This is a genomic window from Cupriavidus sp. 01L43, assembly GCF_056399925.1.
In genome coordinates, this window is the sequence record NZ_JBFTSH010000009.1 from 135,993 (window position 1) to 155,503 (window position 19,511).

The following is a 19,511-nucleotide window of genomic DNA, read 5'->3' on the forward strand; positions in this document are numbered from 1 at the left end:
TTGTTTGCCCTTGATCCACCGTGGCCGCCGGCCTAGTCTGAAAGCGTGGCGGCACACGGCACGGGACGCTTTGTCCCGTTTTTTCCCGTATGCCTCTCGGAGAAAAGCGATGGACAAGCCCACTGTCAGCCCCCGCCGCTTTGTCGAACTGATGAACGAGCGGCTCGCCCGGCATCCTCTCTATCGTGAAGGGATGCACGTCTACGCCATCCCGCCGCATTCCGACCATCCGCGCAGCCTGGTCTGCGTGGGCCCGCGCGGCACCGAGGGCATCTGTGCCACCATCGAGAACATCGTGCGGGGCGAATGCGATGTCTTCCCCGAATTCCCGCCCGACCCGCATCGCCGCCCCGGACACGAATCGCGTGCGCGGTAAGACAATTCACCGAAATCCCGCTTCCGGCAGTGCGCCCCCGAAAAAATCAGGCCACCCTGGCCTGCGATATTGACCGGCCCTAGATACAATGGCCTCCGCATCCCCTGCCCGGAGCGCCAATGAAAAGAGCTTTCGAAGCCGATGGCAGCGTCGCGGACCTGCCATCCGCCCCTGCCGACACCGCCAGTTCGCCGAGCCCGTCTGCCCCCGCCAGCGCTGAGGCGCGTGCCGCCGCCGTGGCGGCGACCATCGCCCGCACAGCGGTGGAGCAGGCCGACCATGCGATGCGCCACTGGACCGATCCCTTGCCGGACCGGCTCCGCATCGGCTCTCCCGAACACCTGCGCATGTTCTGCAACATGCTGCTGCAGACCCACAACCCCTACAAACCGTCGGTGATCGACTGGCCGGTGCTGCCGCCCGATGCGCTGCGCCGGGTGACCTCGCTGCCGATCTGGGACATCGCCGTGCAGACCGAGGGCCGTGCGTCCATCCGCGTGCACAGCTATGCCCGCACCGTGCGCGACCCGCTGCTGCGCAGCGCGCTGGAGATGGATGCCGACGAGGAAGCGCGCCACAAGGTGGTGCTGGCCAAGCTGGTGGAGGCGTATGGCATCACGCTGGCGCCCGAACCCGAGTACCTGCCGCCCGCCGACCCCGAATGGGGCTGGCTGGTGACCGGCTACAGCGAGTGCATCGACAGCTTCGCCGCGTTCGGGCTGTTCGCCGCCGCCAAGGACTCCGGCTTCTTTCCGGCCGAGCTGGTCGAGACATTTGAGCCCGTGATCCAGGAAGAAGGCCGCCATATCCTGTTTTTTGCGAACTGGGCGGCGTGGTACCGCGCCAGCCTGCCGTGGTGGCGCAAGCCCGCCTTCGCCTGGAAGGTCTGGCGGGTCTGGTTCTTCCTGATCCGCGAGCGCATCGGCATCGCGCGCGGCATTGACGTGGATGTGGACGGCGCCGCCCAGGATGCGAATTTTCCGATGAACGCCGCCGACACATTGGGCCAGACGCTCTCCCCCGGCGCCATGATCGACCTCTGCCTGGCCGAGGACGCGCGGCGCATGGCGGGGTATGATGCGCGGCTTCTGCGCCCGACCACGGTGCCCCGGCTGGCCCGGCTGGTGCGCCGCTTTCTCAAATGAATCTGGAATTGACGCACGCCATGGCGTTTGGATTGTCCCTGCTGGTCCTGCTGATCTGGTGCGTACTGGTCTTCGCCCGCGCCGGCTTCTGGCGCGTGCGCAAGCCCGCGCCCTCCCCCCGCCCGGCCGCGTGGCCGCCCGTCGTCGGCATCATCCCCGCCCGCAATGAGGTCGATGTGATCGGCCGCGCCGTAACCGGCGTGCTGGGCCAGCACTACGCGGGCCGGCTTCACCTGATCGTGGTGGACGACCACAGCAGCGATGGCACCGCCGATATCGCCCGCGCCGCTGCGCTGTCGATCGGCAAGGCCGACCAGCTCACCGTGGTGGCGGCACGCGACCTGCCTGCCGGCTGGAGCGGCAAGGTCTGGGCGCAGTCCGAGGGGCTGGCCGCCGCCGACGTGCAGATGCCGGACGCCGGCTTCGCCTTCCTCACCGACGCCGACATCTGGCATGGCCCGGAAACGGTGACAGAACTGGTGGCCCGCGCCGAGCACGAGCGCCGCGACCTCGTTTCGCTGATGGTGCGCCTGCGCTGTGAATCGGCCTGGGAACGCATGATCGTACCGGCTTTTGTCTTCTACTTCGCCAAACTCTACCCGTTCGCGCGGGTGGCAGACCCGTCGAGCCGCGTTGCGGCGGCCGCGGGTGGCTGCATGCTGGCGCGGCGCTCGGCGCTGGCCCGTATCGGCGGTTTCCATGCCATTCGCGGGGAGTTGATCGACGATTGCAGCCTGGCGGCGCGGATCAAGGAAGGCGGCCCGATCCGGCTCGATCTGGCGGACAACAGCATCTCGCTGCGTCCCTACGACGACTGGGAAAGCCTCTGGAACATGATCGCGCGCAGCGCCTACACCCAGTTGCACTACTCGCCCTGGATGCTGGCCGGCGCCACGCTCGGCATGATCCTGACCTACCTGGCCCCACCGGTGCTGGCGCTGGCCGGTGGCGCCGCGGTGTGGCCGGCGTGGCTGGCGTGGATTCTGATGGCGGTCAGCTATCGGCCGATGCTGCGCGAATACCGGCAGCCGGCCTGGCTGGCACCGCTGCTGCCGCTCACCGCGCTGTTCTATCTGGGCGCGACGCTGGATTCGGCGCGCCGTTACTGGCTACGCCGGGGCGGCCAGTGGAAAGGCCGCGCCCAGGCGCCGATTCGCTCGTGAGCGCGATCGCCCTATCTGTATCTAATAGTGCTAGTTGAGATAGCCGGCCTCGCGGAACCAGGTCAGGGCGTCACGCAGCCCCTCCTGATACGGCCGCGGCGTGTAGCCAAGTTCGCGCCGCGCCTTGTCCGACGTGAAGAACATCCGGTATTGGGACATCTTCAGGCCGTCAACGGTCACGAACGGCTCCTTTCCGGTGAAACGCGCCACGGTCTCGGCCACCCGCGCCAGCGGGTACAGCGGCCAGCGTGGCAGTTGCACGGTGGGCGGCTTGCGGCCGGTCATGCCGGCGATGTCCTGCAGCATCTGCTGCAAAGTGACGTCCTGACCACCCAAAATATACCGTTCGCCGATCTTGCCGCGCTCCAGCGCCAGGAAATGGCCGGTAGCGACGTCGTCGACATGGGCGAGGTTCAGGCCCGTATCGACGAACGCCGGGATCTTGCCCGTGGCCGCCTCGACGATGATCCGCCCGGTGGGCGTCGGCCGTACATCGCGCGGGCCGATCGGCGTGGACGGATTGACGATGACCGCCGGCAAACCCTCGGCGACCAGGCGCTCTACTTCGCGCTCGGCCAGCACCTTGCTGCGCTTGTAGGCGCCGATGGCCTCGTGGCCGGCCATGGCGGCCGTCTCGTCCACGGGCGCGGTGGCGCCGGCCACCCGGAGCGTGGCCACGCTGCTGGTGTATACAATGCGCTCCACGCCGGCCTGCCGGGCGGCTTCCATCACAGTGACGGTGCCATCCACGTTGGATCGGACGATTTCCTCGGGATCGGGCGCCCAGAGCCGGTAATCGGCCGCCACGTGGAACAGATAGCGCACGCCCGCCATCGCGCGCGACATGGACGCCGCGTCGCGCATATCGCCCTCCACCACCTCCACAGGCAACCCGGCAAGGTTGGCACGCGGGCTGGTGGCCCGCACCAGCACCCGGACCTGGAAACCCCGGTCGAGGGCCTGCCGCATCACAGAAGAGCCAAGAAAACCCGACGCGCCTGTCACCAAAATGCAATTGTTAATTTCAGTTCCCCTGTCTACAGATTGCCATTTTGGGCCGTTAAGGCCCTAAACCACGCGCATTGTGACCCAAAAGCCCGTGTTGGCCGCAGCCAACGTGCCAGACAGAAATTTCTGCACCGGTATATAGTAACCACCGTGAGCCGGAAAGTGATGCCGGCATACCAAGATAAGAAAATGTTGAATATTCGTCAGTGGGTCGGGGGGCCGTCCCTATGCAGGTAATACTCGCCCAGCCTCGGGGCTTCTGTGCCGGCGTGGTCCGTGCGATCGAGATCGTCGACCGCGCGCTCGTCAAGCACGGCGCTCCCGTCTACGTCCGGCACGAGATTGTCCACAACAAGCACGTGGTGGAAGGCTTGCGGCAGAAAGGCGCGCGTTTCGTCGAGGAACTGGAAGAAGTGCCCGGTGGCGCGGTTACCATCTTCAGCGCCCACGGAGTCTCGCGGGAAGTCGTGGCGGACGCCCGGCACCGAGCGTTGCACGCCATCGACGCGACCTGCCCGCTCGTCATCAAGGTGCATACCCAGGGCCGCCAGTATGCTGCGGCCGGCCGTCACGTGATCCTGATCGGCCATGCCGGGCACCCGGAGGTGGAAGGCACGATGGGCCAGATCCCCGGCAAGGTGATCCTGGTCCAGAATGAAGCGGAAGTCGCCACGCTGGACCTGCCGATAGATGCCCCCGTGGCCTATATCACGCAGACCACGTTGTCCGTGGACGACACCCGTAATATCATTGCGGCGCTCGCGGCGCGCTTCACCAATTTGGTGGGGCCGAACACGCGCGACATCTGCTACGCCACCCAAAACCGCCAGAGTGCGGTGCGCGAGATGTCGTCGCGGGTGGATGTGATTCTCGTGATCGGGGCGACAAATAGCTCCAATTCCAACCGTTTACGCGAAATTGGCACGGAAAGCGGCGTGCCGAGCTACCTGATTGCCGATGGCAGCGAGCTGGATCCCGCCTGGGTTCGGGACGCCGATGTCGTGGGCATTACCGCGGGGGCCTCGGCGCCCGAGGCGATGGTGGAAGACGTGATCGCGGCGTTACGCCGACTCGGGCCGGTCGAGGTATCGACCATGGAAGGCATCGTGGAACACGCGGAATTCCGCCTGCCGGCCGAATTGGCCGACACAGCACTGGCACAACCCGCCAGCAAGACAACCGAACAGCGCGATGCGCGCCTCGCCGACCAGACGGCGGCAGGCTGAACCGCACCGCCGAACCCTCACAGGAAGCACCCCTTGGCCATTCCGTTTCTGCAGGTCGCCCGCGTTGGCGCCTATATTGCTCGCAAGCACCTCTCCGGGCAAAAGCGCTACCCGCTCGCCCTGATGCTGGAACCCCTGTTCCGCTGCAACCTCGCCTGCTCCGGCTGCGGCAAGATCGACTATCCGGATCCCATCCTGAACCAGCGCCTGTCCGTGGCGGAATGCCTGCAGTCCGTGGACGAGTGCGGCGCGCCCGTGGTGTCCATCGCCGGCGGTGAGCCGCTGCTGCACAAGGACATGCCCGAGATCGTGCGCGGCATCATCGCCCGCAAGCGCTTTGTCTACCTGTGCACCAACGCGCTGCTGATGGAGAAGAAGATCGACCAGTACGAGCCGAGCCCGTACTTCGTGTGGTCGATCCACCTCGACGGCGACCGCGAGATGCATGACCACTCGGTCAACCAGGAAGGCGTGTACGACCGCTGCGTGGAAGCCATCCGCATGGCCAAGGAACGCGGCTTCCGCGTGAACATCAACTGCACGCTGTTCAACGACGCCAAGCCGGACCGCGTGGCCAAGTTCTTCGACTCGGTCAAGGCGATGGGCGTGGACGGCATCACGGTGTCGCCGGGCTATGCCTACGAGCGCGCGCCGGACCAGCAGCACTTCCTGAACCGCAACAAGACCAAGCAGCTGTTCCGCGACATCCTGTCGCGCGGCCGTGCGGGCAAGAACTGGGCATTCAGCCAGTCGACGATGTTCCTGGACTTCCTGGCCGGCAACCAGACCTACAAGTGCACGCCCTGGGGCAACCCGGCGCGCACGGTGTTCGGCTGGCAGCGCCCGTGTTACCTGGTGGGCGAAGGCTACGTGAAGACCTTCAAGGAACTGATGGAAGACACGGACTGGGACGCCTATGGTGTCGGCAACTATGAAAAGTGCGCCGACTGCATGGTCCACAGCGGCTTCGAAGCCACCGCCGTGGCCGACACGTTCTCGCATCCGCTCAAGGCGCTGGGCGTGACCCTGCGCGGCGTGAAGACGACCGGCGCCATGACCCCGGACATCTCGCTGGACAAGCAACGCCCGGCCGACTACGTGTTCTCGCGCCACGTCGAGATCAAGCTGGCCGAGATCGGCAACCTGAAGAAGGCTCAGGGCAGCCGCGCCGAAGCCGTGCAAGCGACGCATTGAGCGCAATCTCGCAGGCGAAGCATTTTTGGCTACAATCGTAGCCAAAAATGCTTCAATCTCTTTCCGACACCCTCTTCAGCCAATACCGGCGCCGTGTTCTGGGCCTGCTTCTGCTGCGCCCGGAGGCGTCATATCACGTCCGAGAGATTGCCCGCCTGACCGGCACGGCGCCCGGCACCCTCCATAAAGAACTGAGCAAGCTGGCGGAAGCCGGCATCCTCACGCGTACGCCCCAGGGCAACCAGGTGCTTTATCGCGCGAACCGGGCTTCCCCGGTGTTCGAGGAACTGGCCGGGATCATGCGCAAGACGTCCGGCGCAGTCGAGGCCTTGACGCTTGCCCTCGCGCCAGTCGCCGCCTCAATCCAGGCGGCGTTCATCTTCGGTTCCGTGGCAGCGGGCCGTGACGTGGCCGACAGTGACATCGACGTCGCCATCATCGGGTCTATTACCTTTCGGGACAGTGTTCAGCTGCTGTATCCGGTACAGTCGTCGCTCGCCCGCGAGATCAACGCAAAGGTGTTCTCCGCGGAGGAATGGCAATCACTCGTCCAGCGCCGGGATCCGTTCGTCGTGGATGTGGTTGCGAAACCGAAGCTTTTCCTGATCGGCAACGACGATGACCTTGGAGAACCTGCTGGGACTGAGCCTTGACGCGACTGCGCCAAGCCGGGAGCAAATCGAACGCCTGCTCGGTGCCGCGCGGCGCAACCTCGCCGACGCCCGGATCGAGGCCGTCAGCCACGAAAACCGCTTCGATGCCGCTTACAAGGCCATCCTGCAGTGCGCCATGGCCGCACTCAACGCCCGCGGCTACCGCACGCTGACCAGCCGACCCGGCCATCACCAGACTGCGCTGCAGACGTTGAGCCTGACCATCAGCCTGCCCGCCGAGCGGCTTATCGTGCTTGATGCACTGCGCAAACAGCGCAACCTTTCCGACTATTCAGGGGATCTGGTGCCGTTGTCCGCCGTGCGCGAATGTATCGCCTGCGCCGCGGAACTACTGGATGACGTGACCGGCTGGCTCCGGGGTCATCATCCCCAATTGCTGGGATGACGGCCACGAGGCCCGCCCTTCACCGCTCAAGCCACCTAGGACCGATTAAGCCGCCGCCCGGGCGTTGTGATTGGTCAGATACTTGATCAGGCCGTCCACGCCGTCGCGGGCGACGATGTCGGCGAACTGCTTGCGGTACACCTCGATCAGCCACGCGCCCATCATATTGATGTCGTAGATTTTCCAGCCGTCGTTGCCGCGTTGGAGGCGGTAGTCGATCAGCATCTCGTCGCCATTGTTCAGCACGCGGGTGGCCACCACGGAGTCGTTGGCGCTGCTGCCAGCCTTGGCCGGCTTGTAGGTAAATTTGGGACTCTGGTCACGCAGTTGCGAGAGCGAAACCGCGTAGCTGCGCACCAGCAGGGCCGTGAATTGCTCCTGGAGTGTTTTTTGCTGTTCAGGGGTAGCCTGCTTCCAGGCATTCCCGACCGCGAGGCGGGTGGTGCGGCCGAAATCCGTGTAAGGCAGGAACTCGCGCTGCACGACGGCGGTAATTTTTGCCAGATCGCCGCTGCGCGTCTCGGGATCGGCCTTGATCTTGGCAATCACGCCTTCGACGGCGGTTTGCACGAGCTTGTCAGGTGACGTCTGGGCGTGCGCGGTGCCGATCATCGCTACGGCCGCAATCGCCACGGCAACGGGGGCAATCGCGGGAGCAATGATGGCGCTGGGAAATTGTCGGTTCATGAGTCTCCGATGCAGGGATAATCGACCACAGGGCCAGTCGGCCCAGTATATAGCGGATCGCGGCGCGGCCGGACCGCGGCGGGTGCGGAGAAGCCGCTGCCAGCGGCTATACTCCGGGCTGCCGCCTCCGTGCGCCCCGGCCGGGCCGGGTGCCAGAACCCCACGCAAATGATCAGATCCACGCTGACCCGTATCGTCAAGTTTTCCACCGTTCGCGCCTGGACCGTGATCGGCGTCTCGCTGCTGCTCACCATTGCCAGCGGCGTCTACATGGCGCGCAACTTCGCCATCAATACCGATATCAGCCGCCTGCTGGAGTCCGACGCGCCGTGGGCGCAGAACGACGCGGCCATCAGCGACGCGTTTCCGCAGCGCGACAAAATGATCCTGGCCGTGGTGCAGGCCCCGGCCAAGGAACTGGCCGACGCCGCCGCCAACGAGCTGGCCGACGCCCTGCGCCAGCAGCCGCAGCGCTTCCGCGCAGTAGGCCAGCCCGGCGCGGGCGCCTTCTTCGAGCGCAACGGCCTGCTGTTCGCCGATACGGCTTCGGTCAACGACATGGCCGCCAAGCTCACCCAGGCGCGACCGCTGATCAACAACCTCGCCCATGACCCCACCCTGCGTGGGCTGTCCGACCTGCTGACCACCACGCTGACCCTGCCGCTGCAACTGGGCCAGATCAAGCTGGGCGATATGGAGAAGCTGCTGGCGGCCAGCGCCACCACCGTGGACGGCGTGCTGGCCAACAAACCCGTGGCGCTGTCCTGGATGGGGCTGGTCGACGACAGCCTGAAGCCTAATGCCGATGGCCGGGCGTTCAGCTTCGTCACGCTGTCGCCGGTGCTCGACTTCAGCGACCTCAAGGCCGGCGCCGGCGCCAGCGAGGCCATCCGTCGCGCCGCGGCCGATCTCAAGCTCGACCAGCGCTATGGCGCCGCCGTCCGTCTCACCGGCCCGCAGCCGCTGGCGGATGACGAATTCGCATCCGTGAGCGAAGGTGCCGTGCTCAACGGCCTGCTCACGCTGGTGGTGGTCATCGGCATTCTCTGGATGGCGCTGCGTTCCGCGCGCCTGATCGTGGCCGTGCTGGCCAGCCTGGTGGCCGGCCTGCTGATGACGGCCGCGCTGGGCCTGATGATGGTGGGCGCGCTGAACATGATCTCGGTGGCGTTCGCCGTGCTGTTCGTCGGGCTGGGGGTGGACTTCGGCATCCAGTTCGGCGTGCGCTACCGTGCCGAGCGGCACGAGCACGACGACCTCGACGAAGCCCTGCGGCTGACCGCGCGCGACGTCGGCACGCCGCTGACGCTAGCCGCCGCCGCCACTGCCGCCGCGTTCTTCTGCTTCCTGCCCACCGACTACCGGGGCGTGGCGGAGTTGGGCAAGATCGCCGGCGTGGGCATGTTCATCGCCTACGCCACCACGTTCACGCTGCTGCCGGCCCTGATCCGCGTGCTGCGCCCCAAGGGCGAAGCCGAGTTGCCCGGCTTCGGCTGGTTGGCCCCGGCCGATGCGTTCTTCGAGCGCCATCGCAAGGGCGTGCTGGTGGGCGTACTGGTGCTGATCATCGGCGGCGCCCCGCTGCTGCCGCACCTGAAGTTCGATTTCGATCCGCTGCACCTGAAGGACCCGCACTCCGAGTCGATGTCCACGCTGCTGGCGCTCAAGGATGCCCCGCAGGCCGGCACCGACGACGTGAAGGTGCTGGCCCCGTCCCTGGCCGCCGCCCAGCGCACCGCCGACAAGCTCAAGGCCCTGCCCGAGGTGGAGCGCGTGGTCACGCTGCGCACCTTCATCCCTGACGACCAGGCGCCGAAGCTGGCGATCATCGCCGGGCTGGCGAAGACGATGATGCCGGCGCTGACGCAAACCCCATCCGCGCCGGCTGACGATGTGCGGCGCGTGGCATCACTGCGCAACGCCTCGCGCCAGCTCGACCTGGCCGCGCTCGATCATCCCGGCCCGGGCGCGGAAGCCGCCGCGCATCTGTCGCGTTCCCTGAAGAAGCTGTCCGATGCCGAACCCGCCACGCGCGATCGTGCCGAGCGCGCCATCGCCCTGCCGCTGCGGCTTGCGCTGGCCACGCTGCAACGTTCGCTGCAGCCGGAGCCGGTGTCGCAGCAGACCCTGCCGCCGGAACTCCTGCGCGACTGGCTGGCCCCGGACGGCAAGGCGCTGCTCAGCGTCACGCCCAAGCTGCCACCGCCGGGCGTCAAGAACGAGGCCGCGCGCGCCGCCGCGCTCGACCACTTCCTGGACGTGATGGCCCGCGTGCAGCCCGATGCCACGGGCGGCCCGATCGCGATCCGCGGTTCGGCGGACACGATCATGACCGCGTTCAGCCATGCTGGCCTATGGGCCGTGCTGTCGATCACGGTGCTGCTCTGGATCACGCTGCGGCGCATCGGCGACGTGCTGCGCACGCTGATTCCGCTGCTGGTGTCCGGCATCGTCACGCTGGAGCTGTGCGTGGTGTTCGGCATCGCGCTGAACTTCGCCAACGTGATTGCGCTGCCGCTGCTGCTCGGCATCGGCGTCGCGTTCAAGATCTACTACGTGATTGCGTGGCGCAACGGCAAGACCAAGCTGCTGCAATCGAGCCTGACGCATGCGGTGCTGTTCAGCGCCGCCACCACGGCCACGGCGTTCGGCAGCCTCTGGCTGTCGCACCACCCGGGCACGGCGAGCATGGGCAAGCTGCTGGCGCTGGCGCTGGTGACCACGCTGGCGGGCGCGGTGTTCTTCCAGCCGATCCTGATGGGCCGGCCGCGCCGGGCGCCGGTGGGGCGCCATGACCCGCTCGGCCCCTCGCTACCCCCCTTGACGGTGGCTACGACGCTGGGGAATTCCGCCGATAACCACCATGGGGCAGACAACGGGAATACCAGGCGGTAAGTGGCGGTGATGCGGTATTGTTGCCTGCCGCCGCCCTTGAAGTACCGGCGGCCGGCCCCCATAACCACAAGAAATCAAGAAAGACCAACCGTCTCACCATGCTCTCCCGTCTCCCGCTCATGCCCGGCGCCCGCCATCTTCCGGTTTCCCCCTCTGTTCCCCGCTCGATGGGCCGCTCGCGGATCGCCGGCGTGCTGGCCGCTACCGCCCTCTCCGCCCTGATCACGGGCTGCGCCTCCGGTCCGCAAGCCAACCCCGACGATCCGCTCGAGCCGATGAACCGCGTGACCTTCAAGGTCAACGACACGGTGGACCAGTACGTGGCCGTGCCCGTCGCCAAGGGCTACAAGGCCGTGACGCCCGAGCCGGTGCGGCTGGCCGTGACCAACTTCTATTCGAACCTCGCCGACGTCGGCAACTTCGCCAACAACCTGCTGCAAGGCAAGGGCACCGCCGCGGCGGAGACGCTGATGCGCGTGGCGATCAACTCGGTGCTCGGCATCGGCGGCCTGATCGACATCGCCACGGCGGCCGGCATCGAGCGCCATTCGCAGGATCTGGGGCTGACGCTGGGCGTGTGGGGCTTTCCGCAGGGGCCGTACATCGTGCTGCCGCTGTTCGGGCCGAGCACGGTGCGCGATGGCATCGGGCTGGCCGGCAGCTTCTACCTCGACCCAGCGCACTACCTCGACCCGGCGTGGCGCAATTCGCTGTTCGCGCTCAACGTGGTGAACGTGCGGACGAACCTGCTCGGCGCGACGGACCTGCTCTCGCTGGCCGCGCTGGACAAGTATTCCTTCGTGCGGGATGGCTATCTGCAGCGCCGCCGCTACCTGCTGGGCCAGGGCGGCGACGATCTGCCGTCGTATGACGATGAAGATGAGGGCACGCCTTCGGACGTGCCGAAGCGGATCAAGCCGGATACGCCGGCTTCCCCCGATGCATCGGCCAAGCCCGACGCCGACGGCGCCAAGCCCGAACCCACCCCACCGGTGCCGGCCGCCACGCCGGCGCCTGCACCGGGGATGGCGAAGTAAAAAAAGCCGTGTCCGCGCCGAGGCCAGCGCGGACACTAAAGCCTCGGATGCGGAGTCCGTGGCCCCACCCATCGTAGGCAAATTCGGTTCTGCCGATTGCCAACAATTGTGTCGGCGCGGCCGGATCAGCCGGCGCGGCGGCGCAACGGCAGCAACAGCGTGAAGGTGGCCCCGGCGCCGGCGGCGCTGTCGACCATGACGCGACCACCGTGCCGCTCTGCCACGGTCTTCACGAACACCAGCCCCAGCCCGCTGCCGCCCGGCGCATCGGCGCCCGGCGCATGCACGCGGCGGAACGGTTCGAACAGGCGTGCCTGATCCGCGTAGGAAATCCCTGGGCCGGAATCCGACACCGCCACCGCCAGGAACGGCCCCATGCGCCGCAGTCGCACCGACACCGGTTTGCCCGGCGGCCCGAACTTGATGGCATTGCTGACCAGATTGGCGATGGCGCGCACCAGCAGCACCGGCGCGGCACGCAGGGTCTCACCCTCCGCCTCCAGACTCAGTTGCAGCTCGATGCCGCGCGCCTTGGCCAGCGCCCAGAGTTCGTCGGTGGCATCGAGCACCAGCCCGGTCAGTTCCACCTCGGCAAATTCCAGCCGCTCCGAATCGGCCTGCGCCAGCCGGATAAAGTCATCGGCCAGCGCCAGCGTGCGGTGGGCGTGCTCGGCGATGCGGGCCAGCAGCACCTCCGGCGGCAGCGCGCGGTTGGGCCGCGACTGCATGTCGATCAGCGCCAGGATCGACGCCTGGGGCGAACGCATGTCGTGCGACAGGAAATGCAGCATCTGGGCGCGCTGGCGCTCGGCGCGGCGCACCGTGGTGATGTCGATCAGGCTGACGATGGCCCCGGGCGGGCAGCCCGCCTCGCCCTGCAGCGGCGCGCCGTGGAGCAGGAAGCGGCGATCGTCCTCGGTGGCGAGTTCCACGCCCTGGGAATCGTCGGACGACATGACCGGCGCGTGGGAATCCAGCACCGCGCAGAGCCCGTCCCAGTAGGCGAGGCCGGGGCCCGGCACCGGGAACAGCGCTTCGATCAGGTCCGGCAGGCCCGGCGGCGCGAGGCCGCCATAGGCATCTTCGGGGAAATCGGGGAAATCGAGGGATGCGCCCGCCGCCAGATCCTCGATGCCGGACAGCATGGCAGGCGCCAGCGCCACCGCGCGGCGGTTCGCCACGAGGATGCCACCGTCGATATCGACGATCACCGTGGCCTCGGGCAGGTTCTCGAGGCCGTCGAGATACCGGGGCAACGGCGGCGCCTGGCTACGCATCAGGCTGCCCGGCGGCCAGCGTGCTGGCCTCTTCGAACCGGTAGCCGTGCGAGTAGACGGACATGAGCCGCACGCCGTTGTCGGGCCGCATCTCCAGCTTGATGCGCAGCCGCGAGATATGGGTGTCCAGCGTGCGCGAGCCGGCCTCCATGGCGCGGCCCCAGACGGCCTGCTCGATCACCTCGCGCGAAAGCAGCCGGCCGATATTGCGGAACAGGAACAGCGCGAGGTCGAACTCGCGCGGCGACAGTTCCACCAGCGTGCCCGACAGCGTGATGGATCGACGGCGCGCATCCACTACATAGCGGCCCTGGCGCAGCAGTTGATCGTCATGAGGCACCGCCGGATAGGCGCGGCGCAGCAACGCACGCACCCGGGCCACGAATTCGGCGGGGCGCACCGGCTTGGCCAGGTAGTCGTCGGCGCCCACGGCGAGGCCGGCGACGATGTCGGACTCATCGATCCGGCTGGTCAGGAACAGGATGGGCGGCAGCCGGCCGGCATGCTGGCGCACCCAGTTCACGACTTCGTAGCCGCTCATGTCGGGCAGTTGCCAGTCGATGACCAGCAGGTCGAATACCTGGTCGCGCAGCGCGCGCAGGAAATCCGATCCGGCGGCGAAGCTGGTACAGGTAAAGCCGGCCTCCTCGAGCAGTTGTCGGATCTGTGCGGCCTGGCTGGGGTCGTCCTCCACGGAGGCAATTCTCATACATCCCTCTGATGACTACCGCCAATGTGTGGCGCGGCCGCGTCATGTTACCCAAACGCACGATGGCGCGTCGAGGCTCCGTTCGGGGGGCATGCACCAGTGTTGCGGCGCCGCCGCGACGGCGGGGGATGGCGCGCGGCAAGCGCAGCCATTGGGCCACATTGGGCCACATGGGGCCGGCACGTTTGAAACGATGGCTGGCGAGGCGCCCTTAAGCGCCCCGCCGCGTGTAAAAGCTACAACAACCCTCCCCTGCCCGCTCCGCCCTACTGCAGCATGTAGGTCTCGTACTCCAGGCGCTCCAGCTTGCGGTCCAGCAGGTACAGCGCCAGCGCCACCACGATCAGCAGCGACACCGCGAACCCGTAGCCATACCAGGCCGGGCCCAGCTCCAGCGTGAGCCGGGTCAGCACGAAGTTCAGCACCACGAAGGTCCCGGTCAGCAGCAGCACCTCGCGCCGGCGGTCCAGGTAGAAGTAGATGTTGAGCACGCCGAGCAGCACCACCTGCAAGCTCGCGCCGATCACGTCGACATAGAGCAGCGGCAGGTACAGCTCGGAGATGCCCAGCAGCCGCAGCACCCACGGCCCGACCACGAACAGCAGCAGCGCCGCGATGGCCTGCACCTTCACGATCTCATACAGCCCCAGGCGGATGGTCTGGACCATCGTGTTGCGCATGTCCTCGATGTGCTCGAGCGAACTGCCGCCGCGCACCGCGTTGTAGAACGCGTCGTAGTACTCGACGAAATCGGTCTCGATACGCACCAGGAACACGGCCATGCCCGGGATGATGGCGAGGTAGGCCAGGAACACCGGGATGTCGTAGATGATGGACGCGTGCAGCGGGCCGATCACCTGCTGGCCCGTGGACGGCGCGTACCAGAACATGAACTTGTCCATCCAGATGCCGAGGTTGTAGAACAGGCCGATGGCCACCAGGCTCGGATAGGCGTAGCGCTTCTGGAACACCTCGAACGACATGAAGCGCTGGCTGGTGTAGTTGCGGTAGATCAGCGTGATCATGCCCACCAGCAGGCAGAGCTGCCCCACCACGAAGCCGGCCAGCAGCCCCTCCAGCCCGCGCGAGCGCAGCGCCAGCGCGCCCAGCACCGTGATCGTGTAGCCGACGAAGAACGTCCACACGATGGCCTTGTACTGCTTCATGCCCGACAGGAAGATCGCCGCGATCCAGATATTGCTCATGATCACGAAGCCCGCGATCATCAGCAGCCGGTACAGCACCGACTGCTCCGGGAACGCCCAGACCGCGCAGCCCACGCCGATGGCGCCGGCCAGCCCGGTGGAGAGCAGCGCCACCGCGTGGTAGTTCGACAGCACGAGGTGGTCGCGCCGCTCGAACAGCCGGTCCGAGGTGAAGCGCGTGAACGACAGCTGCATCGGCCCGGTCAGGATCAGGCTGCAGGCAATCAGGTAGGTCACCGACACCTGGAACTGCGTGATCAGCATCCCCGGAATCACGAAGCCGATGCTCAGCAGGCCGATCAGCAGGATGCCGAGGATCGACAGCACCCACGGCCCGGAGCTGATCACGCCGGCGTAGGCGTAGGCGCTCAGCATGCCGGACAGGCTGTCGCGCCGGAGCATCTTGCGGAGTTCGAAACCAATCCCGGCCATGTCAGCGTCCTCCGTGCACGGGGCACTTTGCCGGATTGCCGGCGGGCGCGACCCCATCCGTGCGCCCCGCGTGATCGGGCTTGTCCATCAGCGACGCATACAACGTGCGATAGCTGCCCACCATCTGTTCCTGCGTGTAGTAGCGCTCCACCCGGGCGATGCCGGCCGCCTGGGCAGCCTGCCAGCGCGGCGGGTCGGTGAGCAGTTCCAGCGCGGCACCAGCCAGTGCGGCCGGATCGGCGATACGGACCACGCCGCCCGCCGCGCCCAGCGCTGCATCCTCGCCCGGCAGGCCGAAGATCAGTTCGCGGCACGAGCCCACGTCAGTCGTCACGCACGGCACGCCCGCCGCGAAGCCCTCGAGCACCACCAGCGGCAGCGCCTCCGAGATCGAGCTGAGGATCAGCACGCCCACCTTCGGCAGGAGTTCGTCGATCTTCTGGAAGCCGAGGAACTTGACCTTCTGGCCGAGCCCCAGGCTTTCCGCCAGGCTGCGGCATTCCTGCGCGTACTCGGGATCCTCGTCCTCGGGGCCGGCGATCCAGCCTTCGGCGTCCGGGTACTCGCGCACCACGGTCAGCATCGCGCGGATAAAGGTCTTGATGTCCTTGATCGGCACCACGCGGCCGATCAGGCACAGCACCGGCGGCACGCCCGGCGCCCGCTGCGTGCGCAGCGCCGACAGCCGCGGCAGGTTAATGCCGTTCGGGATATTGCGCGTGCGGGTTTCCACCGCGCCATCGGCCACCTGGCGGCGGCGGTTGCCCTCGTACAAGGCCACGATCTCGTCGCCGGCGTCGTAGCAGACCCGGCCCAGCGTCTCGAAGAAACGCACCCATAGCTCGCGGAAGTAGCTGATCTGGGAGATGTCGCGCTCGAAGATGTTGCGGTTGTCCCGGATCCACTGGCTCTGGAACAGGTCGATCTTGCGTTCCTTCGTATAGATGCCGTGCTCGGACACCAGCAGCGGCCGCCCGCTGCGGTAGCGCAGCATCGCGCCCAGAAAGCCCGCGTAGCCGGTGGACACCGTGTGGTACATCTTCGCCGGGATCAGCGAGTCGGCAATCCGCACCAGCTGCCACAGCGGCTTGTGCATGATGCGGATGGTCCAGAAGTAGTCCGTGAACGACGGGTCCGTGCAGAACTGCCGATACTGCTCGGTGATGGTCTGCCAGGCGCGGCGGCTGTAGAGGAAGGCATCCTCGGACAGCGCCCCGCCCTCGCGCAGCGCCGGCATCAGTTCGCGGATCAGCTCCCCCGCCTCCTGTTCCTTGCCGGGCTCCCGCAGCATTTCGTGCAGCGCGTCGGACTTCTCGAAAGCCTTCGGGTCGCCCGCGCTGCCGTGCACCATCGGCGGCGGCGGAAAGTCGTACAGGAAATGGGTTTCCAGATGCACGACGTTGTCCGGCAGCGCGTAGGCCATCTCGCCATAGTCCTGCCGGCGGCTGCCGATAAAGACGATGCCGAAGCGGATGTCCGGGAAAGCGCGGATCATCTGGTTGACCCAGCTGGACACGCCCCCGCTCACATACGGGAACGTGCCTTCCAGCAGCAGCATGACGTCGGCGGACGTTCCCTTGACCAGTATTTCACTCATGATTGCCAGTACCGCAACAGGGGCCGCACCAGTGGGAGCGGCGAAGGACTGTCGAAAGCCGCCATCAGGCGATGCACGGCGGCGTAGTCGCGTTCCAGGTAGGCGGCTTCCGCCAGCAGCGGCAGCACGCGCTCACGCGCGAAGCCAAGCGACTCCGCCCGCGTGAGCCACGCGCGCGCCTCGGCCGGCGCATTACGCGTCAGCGCCAGCCGGCCGCGCATGTACCAGAGCGCGGCGTTGGTGTCGTCGGTCTCCAGCGCGGCGCTGGCGTAGCGCTCCACCTGGCTGGCGGTATAGCGGTAGACATCGCCCTGTACCAGGTTCTGGTAGATCAGTTCCCAGTAGAGGTCGGCCAGCCGCTTGTTGATCTCGCCGCGCGCCTGGGGCGTGTCGGCGGCTTCCAGGCGCGGCAGTTCGGCCAAAATCTGTTGCGTCAGTTGTTTCTCGGCGCCGTCGAGCATGCCGTAGGCGAGCAGGCGGATATCGTCCGTGCTATCGGCCAGCAGTTCGCGCAGCACCGGGCTGGCCGTGCGCGTGGGCATCGACTGCATGGCCACCAGCGCGTTCATGCGCTCCGGCAGCGGCGCGCGGGTATTGCCAAGCTGCGCGCGCAGGCGCGCCCCGCCACCGTGCGTCACGCGCTGGATCAGGTGGGTGACGAAGGCCGGCAGCGCTACCGAGGCAATGCCGGACGCATCGCGCCGGCCCGGGAACAGCCGCGCGAACAGCAGGCTGCCGAGGCAGACCAGCGTCCCGCCGAGCGGCACGAAGAAGCAGAACGCGGCGAGGTAGGCATAGGTCCACGCGAACGGCGCGCGGAAGCGACGCGGCAGCAGACGCCACAGCGCCAGCCCCAGCAACCCGGAGGCCGCCGCCTGCAGGGCGAAAAATGCCAGCAGCAGCGGCAGGCCCGTGCCGCCCTGAAACAGCAGCGCCAGCGCGGCGATCTGGAAGGCGGTGCCGCCGAAGGTCAGCTTGCCCATGCGTCAGCCCGCCTGCGTGCCGGCCGAAGCCGGCACCGGAGCGTTGTTGCCGGCGGCGCCAGCTACCACGCCGGGGGCCACCGAGCGCGGCGCCGTGGCATCGGTCGCCGTGGCGCCATCGATCTGGCAACGCTGCAACAGCCGCACCAGCGCGTCTTCGGCGCCGGTGGCCGGCACGGTCAGCGAGTACACGCCGATGTGCGAGGTGGCGAAATCGGTGCCGAACTGCGCGCGCAGCATGTCTTCGATCCGCACCAGATAGGCCGAGACGGCCTGGCTGTCGGACAGCGGCATCAGCGTCAGCATGGCGCGCTGGCGCGGGCTGCGCGCGGGCCAGGCCACGTCCAGCGCCCGGCGGCTGCGCACCACCTGTTCGAACAGCGCGTCGCGGGCTTCGTCGAGGTCGAACACCAGCGCCACCACCGAGCTTTCGACGCCGGTTTCCTGGCGCAGCCGCGACAGCCGCGCGTAGTCGAGCGCAAACGCGTACGGAATCGCCGGCATCAGCGCCTGGATGCCGTGCGTGGCCTGCCCGTGCTCCACGCCATCGGCGTAGTAGCCCATCAGCACCATCAGCAGCTGGAGGTTTTCATAGGTCAGCGAGAGGAACGGCATGCGCTCCACCACCAGCACGCCGATCAGGCGGTCGGAACCGGCCAGCACCGGCGCCACGGCCACGTAGCGGGTCTCGGCGTCCTGCTGCAGGCCCGAGGAACGCAGGTGGGCCAGCTCGCGCGTGTCGAGGCAATGGCGCACCAGCGGGTCGTCCATATTCAGTTCGAAGCCCGGCCCGATGCTCGCGGCAGCCTGCGGCGAGATGCGCTCGCCATCACACGCGAACAGCGCCGCGCCTTCGATCTGGCAGGCCTGCGCCACCACTTGCAGCATCGGCTGCGCGCCGGGCAGCGTGGTCTCGGGCTGGTCCACCCCACCCCGGGCGGCGTCGCCCATGGCGACGGCCCGCATCTGCGAGAGCGTGTCGCGCAGCGTGGTCGGGCGTGCCAGCAGGTCGTTCTCCAGCCGCGCGTGGGAAATGCGCAGCAGGTAGTGGTTCTTGGTCAGCGCGGCCAGCCGCTCGTCCAGATAGCGGTTGACGGCGCGAGCGCGCGCCAGCCGCGTGCCCCATACATCGCCGAACTGGCCCGAGATCAGCACCAGCAGCAGCCCGCCCAGGAAGAACATGCGCGGGAACGCGCTGGTGTAGCTGCCAAGCGCTTCGAAGACAAACCAGCCGCCCAGCAGCATCAGCACCGAGCCCACGCCGATCAGCGTGCCATAGCGCAGCGCCAGGATCACCGGCAGCAACCACGCCCAGGGGAAACCCATGCCGAGCAGCAGCGGGTTCTGCGGCAGCACCAGATAGGCCAGCCCCATCGCGACCACCATCGTGGCGATCAACTCCAGCACCGCAGCCGGCCCGCTCACCGCGGGCGCCAGCCAGCGCGCATAGCGCCCGCCGAGGCCGATCCCCTGCCCCTGGCGCCTTTTTTCCGCAGAATTCCCCACGCGTGTCACCTG

17 protein-coding genes are annotated in these 19,511 nt (G+C 67.3%); 9 read left to right on the forward strand and 8 right to left on the reverse strand.

All coding sequences use genetic code 11. The features are described 5' to 3' along the window. Positions 1–109 precede the first annotated feature (109 nt). From AC1DP9_RS16775 to AC1DP9_RS16785, 3 genes are all read left to right on the forward strand, one after another. The gene (locus AC1DP9_RS16775) at positions 110–376 is read left to right on the forward strand and encodes a hypothetical protein (protein ID WP_092297117.1); all 267 of its coding nucleotides are present in this window, start codon (positions 110–112) and stop codon (positions 374–376) included. Positions 377–612: 236 nt separating this feature from the next. Then, positions 613–1,521 (forward strand): ferritin-like domain-containing protein, encoded by a 909-nt coding sequence (locus tag AC1DP9_RS16780; protein ID WP_477108007.1) that lies wholly within the window; start codon positions 613–615, stop codon positions 1,519–1,521. Positions 1,522–1,541: 20 nt separating this feature from the next. Next, on the forward strand, positions 1,542–2,684 hold the full coding sequence (locus AC1DP9_RS16785) for a glycosyltransferase (RefSeq protein ID WP_477108008.1): 1,143 nt from the start codon (positions 1,542–1,544) through the stop codon (positions 2,682–2,684). Between the two features lie 30 nt (positions 2,685–2,714). On the opposite strand, the gene hpnA is transcribed toward AC1DP9_RS16785, so the two are convergent. Next, positions 2,715–3,707, reverse strand: coding sequence for a hopanoid-associated sugar epimerase (gene hpnA, locus AC1DP9_RS16790; protein WP_092297111.1), 993 nt, complete (start codon positions 3,705–3,707; stop codon positions 2,715–2,717). A gap of 212 nt (positions 3,708–3,919) precedes the next feature. On the opposite strand from hpnA, the gene ispH reads away from it, so the two are divergent. From ispH to AC1DP9_RS16810, 4 genes are read left to right on the forward strand one after another with little or no spacing between them, the layout of a single operon-like run. Then, on the forward strand, positions 3,920–4,918 hold the full coding sequence (gene ispH, locus AC1DP9_RS16795) for a 4-hydroxy-3-methylbut-2-enyl diphosphate reductase (protein WP_092297108.1): 999 nt from the start codon (positions 3,920–3,922) through the stop codon (positions 4,916–4,918). Positions 4,919–4,951: 33 nt separating this feature from the next. Further along, positions 4,952–6,112, forward strand: a complete 1,161-nt coding sequence (gene hpnH, locus AC1DP9_RS16800) for an adenosyl-hopene transferase HpnH (protein WP_477107967.1) — start codon at positions 4,952–4,954, stop codon at positions 6,110–6,112. Positions 6,113–6,159: 47 nt separating this feature from the next. Further along, positions 6,160–6,765, forward strand: coding sequence for a nucleotidyltransferase domain-containing protein (locus tag AC1DP9_RS16805; protein ID WP_441592883.1), 606 nt, complete (start codon positions 6,160–6,162; stop codon positions 6,763–6,765). After that, positions 6,731–7,171 carry a DNA-binding protein gene (locus AC1DP9_RS16810; protein ID WP_454757688.1) on the forward strand — a complete coding sequence of 147 codons (441 nt, stop codon included), beginning with the start codon at positions 6,731–6,733 and terminating at the stop codon, positions 7,169–7,171. Before AC1DP9_RS16805 ends, AC1DP9_RS16810 begins: the two co-directional genes overlap by 35 nt. Positions 7,172–7,216: 45 nt before the next feature. On the opposite strand, the gene AC1DP9_RS16815 is transcribed toward AC1DP9_RS16810, so the two are convergent. Then, positions 7,217–7,858 (reverse strand): MlaC/ttg2D family ABC transporter substrate-binding protein, encoded by a 642-nt coding sequence (locus AC1DP9_RS16815; RefSeq protein WP_092297096.1) that lies wholly within the window; start codon positions 7,856–7,858, stop codon positions 7,217–7,219. Positions 7,859–8,026: 168 nt separating this feature from the next. On the opposite strand from AC1DP9_RS16815, the gene hpnN reads away from it, so the two are divergent. Both hpnN and AC1DP9_RS16825 read left to right on the forward strand, forming a co-directional pair. After that, entirely contained in the window at positions 8,027–10,753 is a 2,727-nt protein-coding gene (hpnN, locus tag AC1DP9_RS16820) for a hopanoid transporter HpnN (RefSeq protein ID WP_477105648.1), read from the forward strand. Positions 10,754–10,920: 167 nt separating this feature from the next. Beyond that, entirely contained in the window at positions 10,921–11,790 is an 870-nt protein-coding gene (locus AC1DP9_RS16825) for an MlaA family lipoprotein (protein WP_477108009.1), read from the forward strand. Between the two features lie 125 nt (positions 11,791–11,915). On the opposite strand, the gene AC1DP9_RS16830 is transcribed toward AC1DP9_RS16825, so the two are convergent. The 6 genes from AC1DP9_RS16830 to AC1DP9_RS16855 all read right to left on the reverse strand — a co-directional run bounded on the left by AC1DP9_RS16830 (position 11,916) and on the right by AC1DP9_RS16855 (position 19,499). Further along, entirely contained in the window at positions 11,916–13,046 is a 1,131-nt protein-coding gene (locus AC1DP9_RS16830) for a sensor histidine kinase (RefSeq protein WP_441644286.1), read from the reverse strand. A 13-nt stretch (positions 13,047–13,059) separates the two neighbouring features. Continuing rightward, positions 13,060–13,776, reverse strand: coding sequence for a response regulator transcription factor (locus AC1DP9_RS16835; RefSeq protein ID WP_092297083.1), 717 nt, complete (start codon positions 13,774–13,776; stop codon positions 13,060–13,062). A gap of 266 nt (positions 13,777–14,042) precedes the next feature. Then, a complete protein-coding gene (gene pelG, locus AC1DP9_RS16840; RefSeq protein ID WP_441592879.1) occupies positions 14,043–15,413 on the reverse strand; it encodes an exopolysaccharide Pel transporter PelG in 1,371 nt (456 codons plus the stop codon). Position 15,414: 1 nt separating this feature from the next. Beyond that, positions 15,415–17,010, reverse strand: a complete 1,596-nt coding sequence (gene pelF / locus AC1DP9_RS16845; protein WP_441592878.1) for a GT4 family glycosyltransferase PelF — start codon at positions 17,008–17,010, stop codon at positions 15,415–15,417. Further along, positions 17,007–17,993 (reverse strand): tetratricopeptide repeat protein, encoded by a 987-nt coding sequence (locus AC1DP9_RS16850; RefSeq protein WP_092297074.1) that lies wholly within the window; start codon positions 17,991–17,993, stop codon positions 17,007–17,009. The genes pelF and AC1DP9_RS16850 overlap by 4 nt, the downstream gene beginning before the upstream one ends. 3 nt (positions 17,994–17,996) lie before the next feature. Further along, positions 17,997–19,499, reverse strand: a complete 1,503-nt coding sequence (locus AC1DP9_RS16855; RefSeq protein WP_477107968.1) for a PelD GGDEF domain-containing protein — start codon at positions 19,497–19,499, stop codon at positions 17,997–17,999. Between the last annotated feature and the right edge of the window lie 12 nt (positions 19,500–19,511).

What these genes read in the sequence shown, in the direction of transcription:
- pelG (WP_441592879.1), bottom strand. Translation starts at nt 15,413, where the DNA reads ATGGCCGGGATTGGTTTCGAACTCCGCAAGATGCTCCGGCGCGACAGC.
- AC1DP9_RS16835 (WP_092297083.1), bottom strand. Translation starts at nt 13,776, where the DNA reads ATGAGAATTGCCTCCGTGGAGGACGACCCCAGCCAGGCCGCACAGATC.
- AC1DP9_RS16810 (WP_454757688.1), top strand. Translation starts at nt 6,731, where the DNA reads ATGACCTTGGAGAACCTGCTGGGACTGAGCCTTGACGCGACTGCGCCA.
- AC1DP9_RS16815 (WP_092297096.1), bottom strand. Translation starts at nt 7,858, where the DNA reads ATGAACCGACAATTTCCCAGCGCCATCATTGCTCCCGCGATTGCCCCC.
- ispH (WP_092297108.1), top strand. Translation starts at nt 3,920, where the DNA reads ATGCAGGTAATACTCGCCCAGCCTCGGGGCTTCTGTGCCGGCGTGGTC.
- hpnN (WP_477105648.1), top strand. Translation starts at nt 8,027, where the DNA reads ATGATCAGATCCACGCTGACCCGTATCGTCAAGTTTTCCACCGTTCGC.
- AC1DP9_RS16825 (WP_477108009.1), top strand. Translation starts at nt 10,921, where the DNA reads ATGGGCCGCTCGCGGATCGCCGGCGTGCTGGCCGCTACCGCCCTCTCC.
- AC1DP9_RS16775 (WP_092297117.1), top strand. Translation starts at nt 110, where the DNA reads ATGGACAAGCCCACTGTCAGCCCCCGCCGCTTTGTCGAACTGATGAAC.
- pelF (WP_441592878.1), bottom strand. Translation starts at nt 17,010, where the DNA reads ATGAGTGAAATACTGGTCAAGGGAACGTCCGCCGACGTCATGCTGCTG.
- AC1DP9_RS16850 (WP_092297074.1), bottom strand. Translation starts at nt 17,993, where the DNA reads ATGGGCAAGCTGACCTTCGGCGGCACCGCCTTCCAGATCGCCGCGCTG.
- AC1DP9_RS16805 (WP_441592883.1), top strand. Translation starts at nt 6,160, where the DNA reads ATGCTTCAATCTCTTTCCGACACCCTCTTCAGCCAATACCGGCGCCGT.
- AC1DP9_RS16785 (WP_477108008.1), top strand. Translation starts at nt 1,542, where the DNA reads ATGGCGTTTGGATTGTCCCTGCTGGTCCTGCTGATCTGGTGCGTACTG.